This is a genomic window from Pseudomonas sp. S2_A02, from assembly GCF_054668495.1.
In genome coordinates this window covers 6,094,523-6,107,586 of sequence record NZ_CP162776.1, presented here as the reverse complement: position 1 = coordinate 6,107,586, position 13,064 = coordinate 6,094,523, and the positions used below count along the sequence as shown (strand labels likewise).

At 60.6% G+C, this 13,064-nt stretch carries 9 protein-coding genes and 2 pseudogenes; 8 read left to right on the top strand and 3 right to left on the bottom strand.

The window, feature by feature from the left end:
• Positions 1–8: 8 nt before the first annotated feature.
• Positions 9–667 (top strand): annotated as a pseudogene (locus AB4O41_RS27865) (methyltransferase family protein).
• A 122-nt stretch (positions 668–789) separates the two neighbouring features.
• Here the strand turns inward: AB4O41_RS27865 and AB4O41_RS27860 are convergent.
• Positions 790–1,458, bottom strand: a complete 669-nt coding sequence (locus tag AB4O41_RS27860; RefSeq protein WP_460145503.1) for an HAD-IA family hydrolase — start codon at positions 1,456–1,458, stop codon at positions 790–792.
• Positions 1,459–1,591: 133 nt separating this feature from the next.
• A complete protein-coding gene (locus AB4O41_RS27855) occupies positions 1,592–1,999 on the bottom strand; it encodes a response regulator (protein WP_460145502.1) in 408 nt (135 codons plus the stop codon).
• A 202-nt stretch (positions 2,000–2,201) separates the two neighbouring features.
• On the opposite strand from AB4O41_RS27855, the gene AB4O41_RS27850 reads away from it, so the two are divergent.
• Positions 2,202–3,140: a class I SAM-dependent methyltransferase gene (locus AB4O41_RS27850; RefSeq protein WP_460145501.1), complete on the top strand. Its 939-nt coding sequence runs from the start codon at positions 2,202–2,204 to the stop codon at positions 3,138–3,140.
• Positions 3,141–3,298: 158 nt separating this feature from the next.
• Here the strand turns inward: AB4O41_RS27850 and AB4O41_RS27845 are convergent, their stop codons facing one another.
• Positions 3,299–4,072 (bottom strand): helix-turn-helix transcriptional regulator, encoded by a 774-nt coding sequence (locus tag AB4O41_RS27845; RefSeq protein ID WP_460145500.1) that lies wholly within the window; start codon positions 4,070–4,072, stop codon positions 3,299–3,301.
• 111 nt (positions 4,073–4,183) lie between these two features.
• Between AB4O41_RS27845 and AB4O41_RS27840 the strand changes: the two genes are divergently transcribed.
• The 6 genes and pseudogenes from AB4O41_RS27840 (at position 4,184) to AB4O41_RS27815 (ending at position 13,004) form a co-directional block, all read left to right on the top strand.
• Positions 4,184–5,287, top strand: a complete 1,104-nt coding sequence (locus tag AB4O41_RS27840) for a polyamine ABC transporter substrate-binding protein (protein ID WP_460145499.1) — start codon at positions 4,184–4,186, stop codon at positions 5,285–5,287.
• 165 nt (positions 5,288–5,452) lie between these two features.
• Positions 5,453–6,585: pseudogene (locus tag AB4O41_RS27835) on the top strand (DmpA family aminopeptidase).
• Positions 6,586–7,080: 495 nt separating this feature from the next.
• Complete coding sequence (locus tag AB4O41_RS27830) at positions 7,081–8,838, top strand: L-lactate permease (RefSeq protein WP_460145498.1); 1,758 nt, start codon at positions 7,081–7,083, stop codon at positions 8,836–8,838.
• A 227-nt stretch (positions 8,839–9,065) separates the two neighbouring features.
• Positions 9,066–10,439, top strand: coding sequence for a glutamine synthetase family protein (locus AB4O41_RS27825; RefSeq protein ID WP_460145497.1), 1,374 nt, complete (start codon positions 9,066–9,068; stop codon positions 10,437–10,439).
• Positions 10,440–10,448: 9 nt separating this feature from the next.
• Positions 10,449–11,840 carry an aldehyde dehydrogenase family protein gene (locus tag AB4O41_RS27820; RefSeq protein WP_460145496.1) on the top strand — a complete coding sequence of 464 codons (1,392 nt, stop codon included), beginning with the start codon at positions 10,449–10,451 and terminating at the stop codon, positions 11,838–11,840.
• Between the two features lie 3 nt (positions 11,841–11,843).
• Positions 11,844–13,004 carry an iron-containing alcohol dehydrogenase gene (locus AB4O41_RS27815; RefSeq protein ID WP_460145495.1) on the top strand — a complete coding sequence of 387 codons (1,161 nt, stop codon included), beginning with the start codon at positions 11,844–11,846 and terminating at the stop codon, positions 13,002–13,004.
• The last annotated feature ends 60 nt before the right edge of the window (positions 13,005–13,064 follow it).

Below are 13,064 nucleotides of genomic sequence, written 5' to 3'. Positions count from 1 at the left end.
AGTCAGTCATGAAAATCTCGGCCAAACTCGCGTTTTTCACCCTCGTCAGCACCCTTGCCTACCTCGCGCTTGCGGTGTTCGGGCTGGGCGGGTTGACAGCTTTTTCTCGCATCCGCCGCTGGTGGTCATTGCCCTGGCAACCCTGGTGATGGCGATCGTGTCTTTGTTCAGCGAGGGCAACCTGAGCTCCGGCGAGCGTGAAGACAGGGCCAATCGTTGGGTGTTGCCGGTCTTCGGGGTGCTCGGATTGTTGAGTGGGTATCTGCCGGCCTACACCGACCGGATCGACTTCTGGACCTTCGGTGGCGAGGGTGTGCGTTGGCTGGGCGTGTTGCTGTTCATCGGCGGCGGCGCACTGCGGATGTGGCCGGTGTTTGTGCTGGGCAAACGCTTCAGCGGCCTGGTGGCGATTCAGCCGGGCCACCGTCTGGTCACCGACGGGATTTATCGGACCTTGCGCAACCCCAGCTATCTGGGACTGCTGATCAATGGCGTGGGTTGGGCGCTGGCCTTTCGTTCCGGGGTCGGGTTGCTGCTGGTGGCGCTGATGTTGATCCCGCTGATCGCTCGCATTCGCTCCGAAGAAGCGCTATTACGCACGCAGTTTGGCATTGAATACGAGGCTTACTGCACCCGTAGCTGGCGATTGATACCGGGGATTTACTGAACCCACCACAACTCTATGGTGGGAGCGAGCCTGCTCGCGATAGCGATCTTTCAGTCACATCGATGCTGAATGTGCTGACGCTATCGCGAGCAGGCTCGCTCCCACATTAGCTCGCTTGAACTTCAGATTGTGTACAGGCTGATCTGGCTGTGGAGATCCACTCGCACCTCGACCGAGTCATAACCGGCCAAAGTGGCATGCGGGGTCTGGAGCGGATGAACGTGCGTCGCGGTGATGACCATGACGTTGGCACCCGCCGCTTCACCTGCGCGAATCCCCACGGCGGCGTCTTCGAAGATCAGGCAATCGACGGGCTCGACCCCTAACCGACGAGCGGCCAGCCGATAGCCCGCAGGGTCGGGTTTACCGGCACTGACGTCTTCGGCGGTGACCATCACGTCAGGTTCGGGAATGCCTGCCGCCGCCATTCGGCGCAGGGCCAGCGCCCGTGGCGCCGAGGTGACGATGGCCCATTGTTTGGTGGGCAGCGACTTCAGAAAACTCGCCGCGCCGGCCACCTCGACAATCCCTTCCACATCCTCGATTTCCGCCTCGGTGATCCACGCGGCTTCTGCTTCAGCGTTCACCCCGGGCAAGGCCAGACGGGTGATGGTGTCGATAGCGCGAACGCCGTGGATAGTCGGCAGGAAGGTTTCTACATCGACGCCGTGGCGCAAGGCCCAAGTGGTCCAGATCCGCTCCGCGGCAGCGATGGAATTGAGGACAGTTCCGTCCATATCGAACAGAAAGGCGCGGTATGAGGTGTTGAACACGGATGCTTGAACTGACAAAGGACGATTTCCAGACCCAGGCGAATGTTGTCAGGCAATGTACATCACCCGCGTAGGAGCTGCCGCAGGCTGCGATCTTTTGATTCTCGCTTTATTAAAAGCAAAACCAAAAGATCGCAGCCTGCGGCAGCTCCTACATGGTCCGGTTCGAATGCAAGGCGCTTTGCACACAATCGAGCAACTGCCCCACCGCCCAAGGCTTCTTGATGAACGCAACCCGATGTTTGACCCCGGAGCTCTTCGGGGTTTCGAAGCCGGACATGATCATGATCGGTTTGTCCGGCCAACGGTCGCCGAACTGATTGGCCAGGTCTGCGCCATTGAGCTTGCCCGGCATGGTGATGTCCGTCAGCAACAGTCCAACCTCCGGCGCATGCTGCTCCAGAAACTGCGACGCGGCGTCCGCGCTGACCTGCGGTTCAACCGCAAAGCCTTCCTCCTGCAGAATTTCGCAAAGAAACTCCAGAATCAGCGGGTCGTCCTCAACCACAAGAATCAATCCGTCAGACAAGTGCCCGCCCGCCGTCGATACTGGACCCATGACTGTGCCACTCCCTGATTGCATAAATGATTTCGCGGGCTCAAATCCGCCACCTACAGGTATGAACATCGGACTTCGTGGAAAATTCATTTTTGATACACCTGACATGGACATTCGCCGTCCAGGCTGACAAATACGACCGTTTGTCAGCGCATAATTGTGGTTAAAATGCCGCCCCCCCATGCATGGCCGACTTTGCCCGATGAACCCAGATGCCCTCTCCGTCCTCCACGACCATTTGCTGACTGCGCTTGCGGCTGCGCCCGCAGAAACCCGCCGGCTGTTCCACGGCCGTGGCCGCTGCTGGCCGGGGCTGGAGCAATTGACTGTCGACTGGCTGCAGGGCGTGTTGCTGGTCTCGCTGTTCAAGGAACCAGACCCTGCGCAGCTGGAGGATTTGAAGCGGTTGCTGATAGAGATCACGCAGTCGCCAGAGTGGAAACAATCCGGCGCGCGCACCTTGCTGCTGCAACATCGCTATCTGCTGCAAAGCACCACCGAATGGCTGCTAGGGGAGCCAATCGAGGAGATGACGATCACCGAGGGCGGCCTGCATTATCGCGTGGACCTGGGCCGCAAACAGAACACCGGCCTGTTCCTCGACATGCGCTACGGCCGTGATTGGGTGCGGGCCAATGCTCAGGGCAAACGCGTGTTGAATCTGTTCGCCTATACCTGCGGCTTCTCGGTAGCGGCCATCGAGGGGGGCGCGTTGCATGTGGTCAATCTGGACATGTCCAGCCCGGCCCTGAGCCGTGGCCGCGACAATCACCGGCTCAACGGCCATGACCTGAGCAAGGTCAGTTTTCTCGGCCATGACCTGTTCAAATCCTGGGGCAAGGTGATAGGCAAGGGTCCATACGACCTGGTCATCATCGACCCGCCGTCCTTTCAGAAAGGCAGTTTTCTGCTGACCAAGGACTATCAGCGCGTGCTGCGCCGCCTGCCCGAGTTGCTCAGCCCTCAGGGCACGGTGCTGGCTTGCATGAACGATCCGGCTTTCGGTGCGGACTTCCTCATCGACGGCGTCACCCGCGAAGCGCCGAGCTTGCGGTTTGAGCAGCGGTTGGAAAATCCGCCGGAGTTTCCCGATGCCGATGTTGAATGCGGGTTGAAGGCATTGGTGTTCAGGCAGGGTTAGATCAAAAAATCAAAAGATCGCAGCCTTCGGCAGCTCCAGAATTTGTGTTCGACCGATATTTCGCGGGTGGACACGATTCCAATATTCGCCCGACATTGCACGGGTGGACGCAATTCCAATGTAGGAACTGGCGCAGCCTGCGATCTTTTGATGTTGATTCAACGCGGCTGCAACACCAGCGCAAACAACTCGCCATGCCCACTCACATTAAGCTTGTGATAGAGATTGCGCCGATGCACCTTCACCGTTTCCGGGGAAATACCCAGTTGCTGGGCAATGGCTTTACTGGAAAAACCCTGGAGAATCAGCCGCGCCGTTTCAACTTCGCGCACCGACAAACGCGTATCGAAACGATCCAGCAGACTCGCCAGATCGCCGGCCACGGCCTCGGCGGCAGGCCCTTCCGGGGGCATCAGTTGCAAGTGACGGCGCATGGCCGCCAGCACCCAGTCGCGCACGCACAGCAGACGGCCCTGCTCCTCAAGGGTGAACGCCGTCGAGCGCCCCAACGATAAACCGAGCACCGCGCCGTCGACGTTGACCATGAACTGCAACTCGTCGCGACCCACCACCGAGCGGAAGTAGCTCAGGTAATACTCGCTCTGCTGAAACTGGTCGGGAGCCACGGCGGCCAGGCTGTGCAAGCCATCGGCAATACCGGCACAAGCGGCCTGGTAGAACGGATCGAGCAGGTACATGCCAGCGCTGTAGTCCGCCAGTTCTTCATCCTCGTCGGCGCCGCCCTTGGCGTCGAAATCAATCAGCAGCCGTGGCACCCGCCCCGATCGCATTACCGCGACCAACGCGTTATCCAGCGGCACCAATAGCCGTAGCGTGTCCACCAGCGCACGCCAGAACCCGTCCTGACCCAACGCCGCAAAGACCCGCGCCAACCCCTGGTGCACCGGCAATTCTTTGAGCAACGCGTCCACGCCCTACCCCTTTCGAGTAACCCATGATGGGAATGGGTGAGTCCCCCGCCTGCCGATACGCTGCAAGCACCTGATCATCACCGGCCTGCAGCAGGCCAGGAGTGCCGCATCATGAATTGTCATCGCTCGCCTATCAACCTGGGATTGGGCGCCTGTTTGTGCGTTTCGCTTTCGGCGGTCGCCGCTGACGCCCCCACCGTGAACGTCTACAACTGGTATGACTACATTGGCCCCAACACCTTGCAGGATTTCAAGCGCGACACGGGGATCCAGCCGGTTTACGACACCTTCGACAGCGCCGAAGTCCTGGAAGGCAAACTGCTGACCAGCCGCAGCGGCTACGACGTGGTGGTGGCCAGCAACTTCAGCCTGCCGACGCTGATCAAGGCCGGGGCGCTTGCACCACTGCCTCGCGCGCAAATGCCTGACTACAAAAACATGGACACCGCGCTGCTGGCGAAACTGGCCAACAACGATCCGGGTAACCAGTACGCTGTGCCGTATCTGTGGGGCACCAACGGCATTGGCTACAACGTCGACAAGGTCCGCGCCGCACTGGGCGACAAGGCGCCGGTGGACTCCTGGGAGCTGGTGTTCAACGAAGCGAACCTGGCCAGGCTCGGCGAGTGCGGCGTGGCGATGCTCGACTCGCCTTCGGAGATGCTGCCGGTCGCGCTGCATTACCTGGGCCTGCCGCCCAACAGCACCAACCCCGAGGACTACAAGAAAGTCCAGGCGCTGCTGCTCAAGCTGCGCCCGCACATTGCCTACTTCAACTCTTCAAAATTCATCAGCGACCTGGCCAACGGCAACATCTGCGTGGCGGTGGGTTGGTCCGGCGCGATGCTGGAAGCCAAGACCAACGCCGAACAAGCGGGCAATGGCGTGAAGATCGCCTACAGCCTGCCGAAGGAAGGTGCGCCGGTGTGGTTCGACACCTTGGTGCTGCTCAAGGACGCGCCGCATCCGCAGCAAGGCCTGGCGTTCATCGACTACTTGATGCGCCCCGAAGTCATCGCACCGGTCTCCGACCACCTGTCCTACCCCAACGGCAACCGCAGTGCGACCAGCCTGGTGGCCGAGACGACTCGCAACAACCCCGCCGTTTACCCACCGGCCGAAGCCATGGCCAAGCTGTTCACCCTTGAGCCTCTGCCCAAGGCGACCGAGCGCGTGCGCACTCGCGTCTGGAGCACGGTGAAGAACGGTCAGTGATTCCAAATGCCACCAGCCAAGCGCAATCCCATGTGGGAGCGAGCCTGCTCGCGATGGGGCCATCAGATTCAACAATGGCGGCGACTGATCCACCGCTATCGCGAGCAGGTTCCGCACCTGACTGGCATTTGTCAGTAAGCCCCTTTTTTCTGCCACGAATTGAAGATGAGAGAAACGATGAAACCACGAGCCCGAGACCTGAACATTCAGTTCGGCCAACTGCAACCCGGCCCCCTCAACGCCATCACCGATGTGCCCGGCGTACGAGTCGGCCACAGCAATGTGCGAGGACGAACCGCCAGCGGCCGCGACATCTACACCGGTGTCACGTTGATCGAGCCACGCGCCGGTTCCGCCAATCAACAGCCATGCTTCGCCGGCGTCCATGTGCTCAACGGTAATGGCGACGCCACGGGGCTTGAGTGGATTCGCGAGGCCGGTCTGCTGACCAGTCCGATCGCCTTCACCAATACTCACAGCCTGGGCATAGTGCGCGATGCGCTGATCGCTCTGGATCGTCAGGAGCAACCCGACGACGGGCGCCTTTACTGGAACATGCCCGTGGTGCTGGAAACGTTCGACGGTTTGCTCAACGACATCAACGGTTTTCATGTACGTCCTGAACATGTGGCCGAAGCGCTGCGCACAGCCGTCGGCGGCCCGGTCATCGAAGGAGCTGTGGGCGGTGGCAGCGGGATGATCTGTCATGAATTCAAGGGCGGGATCGGCACCGCATCGCGACGGCTGAATGGTGCTCAAGGAGGCTGGACCGTCGGCGCAATCGTCCAGGCCAACCACGGCATTCGTCACGAATTGCGCGTCGACGGTTACCCGGTGGGGCGTTATATGGAGCAGGTCGACTCGCCTTTCCTCAAGGCCTCCCTGCCGCATCCAGGCATGGGCTCCATCGTCGTCTGCCTGGCCACCGACGCCCTCTTTTGCCACACCAATGCACGCGCCTCGCGCAACGTGCCAGCCTCGGTCTGGCCCGCACCGGCGGCGGCAACGAAGACCACAGCGGCGACATTTTCGTCGCCTTCGCCACCGGCAATCAGCACGTGCCGCCGGCCGCTTACGAAGGCAAAGGGGCGCCCACCTGCGACCACCTGAGGATGGTCAACAACGACCACATCAGCGAACTGTTCCTGGCCGCCACCGAAGCCGTGGAAGAAGCCATCATCAACGCCCTGCTGGCCTCGAACACCACCGAAGGCAACGGCCATACGGTGCCGGGCCTGGATGCCAAAACCTTGCTCAAAACACTGCGCCAGGCAGGCTGGCCGGGAGGATTAGACTAATGGTACTTGAGTACCAGCCACCGGCTTCTTACGATGGTTATACGTAGCGGTTGGAGGTTAAAGCCGTTGCGTAGGTGGTGAGTGAACTGAACCCCAATAAGCTCACCACTTGTTTCATGCGCATCTTGAGCCTCTGGGCTCTACTTCCTCCCCATCAAAGAGCTTCGAGGCTCTTTTTTTGCCTGTAAGAATCCCACGAACCATTAAAGCCCGGGATTGGACCGCAATGCTGTTCACTTAAAGCTCGCTCACCAGTCATACCTACCTTTGTGGCGAGCAAGCTCCCTCGCCACAGGCTTCTCTGACTCAAGATTCTCTTAAGTGAGCAGCATGGCGGCATCCGACCGGATTTTCTCATTCACATTGCCGACTGCAAAACAGCCCGTTCAGAGTGAAATAAGCCCCGCCAGGACAGCAGCGTAATGCCACCTATACTACAAACCACCTTCCCCCACGGGGGTCTGCGCTACCAACAATAAAAAGCAGAGGTGGAACATGGTCTGGCAGCAAATCTACGACCCCTTCGGCAACCCGTTGCTATCAACCATCATGGCGGCGGTGCCGGTGGTGGTGATGCTGGTCTCCCTGGCGTTTTTCCACATCAAGGCGCATCTGGCGGCGTTGTTGGCCCTGGGCTCGGCCTTGCTGATTGCGATCTTCGCCTTCGGCATGCCGGCGGACATGGCGGGCTCGGCCGCACTCTACGGCGCCGCCAACGGTCTGCTGCCGATTGGCTGGATAGTGCTCAACATCATTTTCCTGCACCGGCTGACCACCGAGAACGGCTCGTTCAAAGTGCTGCAGGATTCCCTGGCGCGCATCACTGACGATCGACGTCTGCAACTGCTGCTGATTGCCTTCTGCTTCGGTGCTTTCTTCGAAGGGGCCGCCGGTTTCGGCACCCCCGTGGCGGTGACCGGGGCCATTCTGATCGGGCTGGGCTTTTCGCCCCTGGCCGCGTCTGGCCTGGCGTTGATCGCCAATACCGCGCCCGTGGCGTTCGGCGCTTTGGGCACGCCCATTATCACCTTGGCCAAAGTGACCGGCCTGGATGAAATGGAACTGTCGATGATGGTCGGCCGGCAACTGCCGTTTTTCTCGGTGATCGTGCCGTTCTGGCTGATCTGGGCCTTCGCCGGCTGGCGCAAGATGCTGGAAATATGGCCGCCGATTCTGGTCGCTGGGGTGAGTTTCGCCATTCCGCAATTTCTCGTATCCAACTACCACGGGCCGATGCTGGTGGACGTGATCGCCGCGCTGATTTCCATGGCCTGCCTGACCGGTTTCCTCAAGGTCTGGAAGCCGGCCACCGTGCATACCTCCGCCGCCTTGTCCGGCCGGGCCGACAACTCCATGGTGGAGGCGGACCCGAACGAGAAACCCAGCGCAACCTTTGCCCGCGACGCTAAACCCGCCGTCATGCGCGCATGGATGCCGTGGATCATCCTCACAGTCTTCGTCTTTGCCTGGGGCACTCAAAGCTTCAAAAACCTGTTCGATACCCGCCCGGTCATGGATCCGCAAACCCACTCGGCCAAGCTCGATCCCCAAGGCAAGCCGATGCGCGAGGCCAATCCGATCTTTGCCCCGACATTGACCTTCGCCACGATTCACCAACAGATCGAAAAAGTCCCGCCCGTGGTACCCGTGCCTAAAAAAGAGGACGCGATCTACAAGTTCACCTGGCTCACCAGCACCGGTAGCGGCATCTTGCTGGCGGCGATCCTCGGCGGGCTGCTGATGGGTTATTCGATCCCGCAGCTGCTGAACCAATACGTGCGAACGATATGGGTGGTGCGCTACTCGCTCATCACGATTGTGGCCATGCTCGCTTTGGGTTTTATCACTCGCTACTCGGGCCTCGACGCCACGATGGGTCTGGCCTTCGCCGCCACGGGCATTTTCTATCCCATGTTCGGCACGCTGCTCGGCTGGCTGGGCGTTGCCCTGACCGGCTCGGACACGGCCTCCAACGTGCTGTTCGGCGGCTTGCAACGGGTAACGGCCGAGCAATTGGGCCTGAGTCCGGTGTTGATGGCCGCGGCCAACAGTTCCGGTGGGGTCATGGGCAAGATGGTCGACGCCCAGTCGATCGTGGTCGCGTCCACCGCCACCCGTTGGTACGGCCATGAAGGTGAAATCCTGCGCTACGTGTTTTTCCACTCCGTGGTGCTGGCGATTCTGGTCGGCGGGCTGGTGACATTGCAGGCGTATGTGGCGCCGTTCAGCCATATGGTGGTGGGCGGGCATTAATCGAGGCGACTGCTGTTGGCCATGGCCCGAGTTCGCCACCCGGGCCATGGTTCAGGCCAGATAACCGCCGTTCACATCAGGCTGAAACTTGCGCATAGCAACAGTAGGCTAAGCTTTCAGCAGCTTATTGCTCACGATGCTCGATTCTGCAGGTTTTGGTTTGTTCTGGAGAGCGTCTGCAACAGCTATTTCAGACAGGCCCAAACCTTTCACGCAGGATTGACGTGATGACCGAGCCCCTCCTCAGCTTTGATGCACTCAAGCGCGCCGCTGCCGCAGGCGAGATCGATACCGTGTTGGTCTGCATGGTCGACATGCAAGGGCGACTGGTCGGCAAGCGATTCCAGGTCGAATTTTTCATCGACAGCGGCCACGAAGAAACCCACTGCTGCAATTACCTGCTAGCCGACGACATCGACATGGAACCCGTGCCGGGCTACGCCGCCGCCAGCTGGAGCAAAGGCTATGGCGACTTTGTACTGAAACCCGACATGGCCACCTTGCGTCGCGTGCCTTGGCTGGAATGCACGGCGCTGGTGCTCTGTGACGTGCTCGATCATCACCACCGAAGGGACCTGCCGCATAGCCCGCGGGCGATCCTGAAAAAGCAGATCGAGCGCCTGCGCGAACGTGGCTATACCGGCATGTTCGCCTCGGAGCTGGAGTTCTATCTGTTCGACGAAAGTTACCAGGCGATCCACGAGCGCAACTACCACAATCCGAAGACGGCCGGCCATTACATCGAGGATTACAACATCCTGCAGACCACCCGCGAGGAGCCAGTCCTGCGGGCGATTCGCAAACACCTGCAGGCTTCCGGCATTCCAGTGGAAAACTCCAAGGGTGAATGGGGGCCGGGGCAGGAAGAGATCAATATCCGCTATGCCGACGCCCTGACCATGGCCGATCACCACGTGATCATCAAACACGCCTGCAAAGAGATCGCGCAACTGCAGGGCAAGGCGATCACGTTCATGGCCAAGTGGCGCTATGACGCCGCCGGTTCCAGCAGCCATGTGCACAATTCGCTGTGGGACAAGAATGGTAAAAAATCACTTTTCTTCGATCCCAAAGCCGAGTTCGGCATGTCGAAACTAATGCGCTCCTGGGTGGCCGGGCAGCTCAAATACGCCAACGACATCACCTGTTTTCTCGCGCCCTACATCAATTCGTACAAGCGCTTTCAGGCCGGCACCTTTGCCCCGACGCGGGCCGTATGGAGCCGGGACAATCGCACCGCAGGCTTTCGTTTGTGCGCGGAAGGCAGCAAAGCCATTCGCATCGAATGCCGCATCGGCGGTGCCGACCTCAACCCCTATCTGGCCTTCGCCGCTCTGATCGCCGCGGGCCTTGCCGGTATCGACGAAAAACTCAGCCTGGCGGCGCCCTTCGAAGGCGATGCCTACGTCGACGAGCACTTGCCTGAAGTGTCGAAAACCCTGCGCGAGGCCTGCGCCGCGCTCAAGGCGTCGAGCATGTTGCGCGAAGCGTTCGGCGATGAAGTGATCGACCACTACGTGCATACCGCTGAGTGGGAACAGAAAGAGTACGACCGGCGAATCACCGACTGGGAACTGCAGCGCGGCTTCGAGCGTTATTGAGCACACACCATGACTGAGATCGTTCAACTCATCTCCCCGGTCGACGACCGGGTCTACGCCGAACGCCGCCGTGCCGATGCAGCGCAGCTCGACCAGGCTCTGGAGGCGGCCGCAACCGCCCAGCCGCAATGGCAGCGCCGGCCACTGAGCGAACGCGCCGCGTTTTGCAGCGCCGCCGTGGACGCGATGCTGGCGATGAAGGCCGAGATCGTGCCGGAACTGGCCTGGCAGATGGGCCGCCCGATACGCTTCGGCGCCGGCGAACTGCGCGGTTTCGAAGAACGTGCGCGGCACATGATCGCCATTGCGCCTGAGGCATTGGCAGCGATTGATCCTGCGCCCATCGCCGGTTTTCGGCGCTGTATCAAACGGGAACCGCTGGGTACGGTGCTGGTTGTCGCACCGTGGAATTACCCCTATCTGACGGCGGTGAATACGATCATTCCGGCGCTGATGGCCGGCAACAGCGTCATCCTCAAACACGCCACGCAAACGCTGCTGGTGGGCGAACGGTTCGCCGAGGCCTTGCGCCGCGCCCATCTGCCCGAAGGCCTGTTCCACAACTTGCTGCTCGATCATAAACAGACCGCCGCGATCATCGCTTCAGGACGCGTGCACCAAGTGAACTTCACCGGTTCGGTCGACGCCGGCAAGGCCATGGAAAGCGCCGCTACTGGATGCTTCCTCGGCATGGGCCTGGAGCTTGGCGGCAAAGACCCCGCCTACGTCCGGGCAGACGCCAACCTTGAACAAGCGGTAGAAAACCTGGTGGACGGCAGTTTCTTCAACTCCGGACAGAGTTGCTGCGCCGTCGAACGTATCTATGTCGATGAAAAAATTTACCCGGCCTTTGTCGAGCGCTTCGTCGCCTTGACCCGCCAATACGTACTCGGCAATCCGCTGGACGAAGCCACCAGCCTCGGCCCGCTGGTCACGCCGAGCGCTGCTGAATTCGTTCGCGGACAGATCGCCGATGCAGTGGCAAAAGGGGCCAGGGCGTTGATCGATCCAAAGGACTTTCCCGCCGACGCACCGGGCAGCGCCTACCTCGCGCCGCAGGTATTGGTGGACGTCACCCACCAAATGTCGGTGATGCGCGAAGAAAGCTTTGGCCCGGTAGTCGGCATCATGCCGGTGGCCAGCGACGACGAAGCTATCGCGTTGATGAACGATAGTGAGTTCGGGCTCAGCGCTTCCATCTGGACGCAAGACCTCACCGCCGCCGAACGCATTGGCGACGAGATCGCCACCGGCACCGTATTCATGAACCGCTGCGATTATCTGGACCCGGCCCTGGCCTGGACCGGGGTGAAAAACAGCGGGCGCGGCGTAACGCTGTCGCGCCTTGGCTATGAACACCTGACCCGCGCGAAATCCTTCCATCTGCGCCACGAGATCTGAGCCATGAGCCTGACCGCGAACTGGAACTACCCCACGAGCATCCGCTTTGGCGTCGGCCGCATCGCCGAACTGGCCGAGGTCTGCCGCAGCCAAGGGATCCAGCGACCGTTGCTGGTCACTGACAGTGGCCTGGCGCGTGCCCCGATCACCACGGCGGCGCTGGAATCGTTGCGCGCTGCCGGCCTCGGTGTAGCGCTGTTTTGCGACCTAAAGCCGAATCCGATTGAGGCCAATCTGGCAGGAGGACTCGATGCCTGGCGTGCTGGCAATCACGATGGCGTGGTCGCCTTCGGCGGTGGCAGCGGTCTGGATATGGGCAAACTCATCGCGTTCATGAGCGGCCAGACCCGACCGGTTTGGGATTTCGAAGACATCGGCGACTACTGGACACGCGCCGACGAAAGCAGCATCGCCCCGGTCATTGCGGTGCCGACCACCGCAGGCACCGGTTCAGAAGTCGGCCGCGCAGCAGTGATCATCGACGAACGCACGCACACCAAACGCATCATCTTCCACCCGAAAATGATGCCACGGGTGGTCATTAGCGACCCGGCCCTCACCATCGGCATGCCGGCAAAAGTCACCGCTGGCACCGGCATGGATGCGTTTGCCCATTGCCTGGAATCGTACTGCGCTCCCGGTTTTCATCCGATGGCCGAAGGCATTGCGGTGGAAGGCATGCGCCTGGTAGCCAATGCCTTGGTACGCGCCGTACACATCCCCTCCGACCTCGACGCGCGTGCACAAATGCTCGCGGCTGCCGCGATGGGCGCTACTGCTTTCCAGAAAGGTCTGGGCGCAATTCATGCGCTTTCGCATCCGGTGGGATCCCTGTACGACACCCATCACGGCATGACCAATGCCACCTTCATGCCCTATGTGCTGAAGTTCAATCGCCCGGCCATCGAGGAACGTATCACCCGTCTGGCGGCTTATTTGCGTCTGCCCTCCCCGGGCTTCGACAGCTTTCTGGCCTTCGTCCTCAAACTGCGCAAAGACATCGGCGTGCCGCATACGCTGTTTGAACTGGGGGTGGATGACAAGCAGGCCGATCTGATCGCGGACATGGCGATTGTCGACCCCTGCGCCGGTGGCAACCCGTTGCCGTTGACCCGAACTGGCGCGGCAGAAATTTTCGACGCGGCGTTTCACGGCCGTCTCTAGAACAATTGTCTGTCCATGGCCAACGTGTGAGCACGCAACCTGGATGGGTTTCAACCGTTA

Excerpts from the sequence above, each read along its gene's own strand:
- AB4O41_RS27820 (WP_460145496.1), top strand. The coding sequence starts at position 10,449 with ATGACTGAGATCGTTCAACTCATCTCCCCGGTCGACGACCGGGTCTAC.
- AB4O41_RS27850 (WP_460145501.1), top strand. The coding sequence starts at position 2,202 with ATGAACCCAGATGCCCTCTCCGTCCTCCACGACCATTTGCTGACTGCG.
- AB4O41_RS27815 (WP_460145495.1), top strand. The coding sequence starts at position 11,844 with ATGAGCCTGACCGCGAACTGGAACTACCCCACGAGCATCCGCTTTGGC.
- AB4O41_RS27840 (WP_460145499.1), top strand. The coding sequence starts at position 4,184 with ATGAATTGTCATCGCTCGCCTATCAACCTGGGATTGGGCGCCTGTTTG.
- AB4O41_RS27825 (WP_460145497.1), top strand. The coding sequence starts at position 9,066 with ATGACCGAGCCCCTCCTCAGCTTTGATGCACTCAAGCGCGCCGCTGCC.
- AB4O41_RS27855 (WP_460145502.1), bottom strand. The coding sequence starts at position 1,999 with ATGGGTCCAGTATCGACGGCGGGCGGGCACTTGTCTGACGGATTGATT.
- AB4O41_RS27830 (WP_460145498.1), top strand. The coding sequence starts at position 7,081 with ATGGTCTGGCAGCAAATCTACGACCCCTTCGGCAACCCGTTGCTATCA.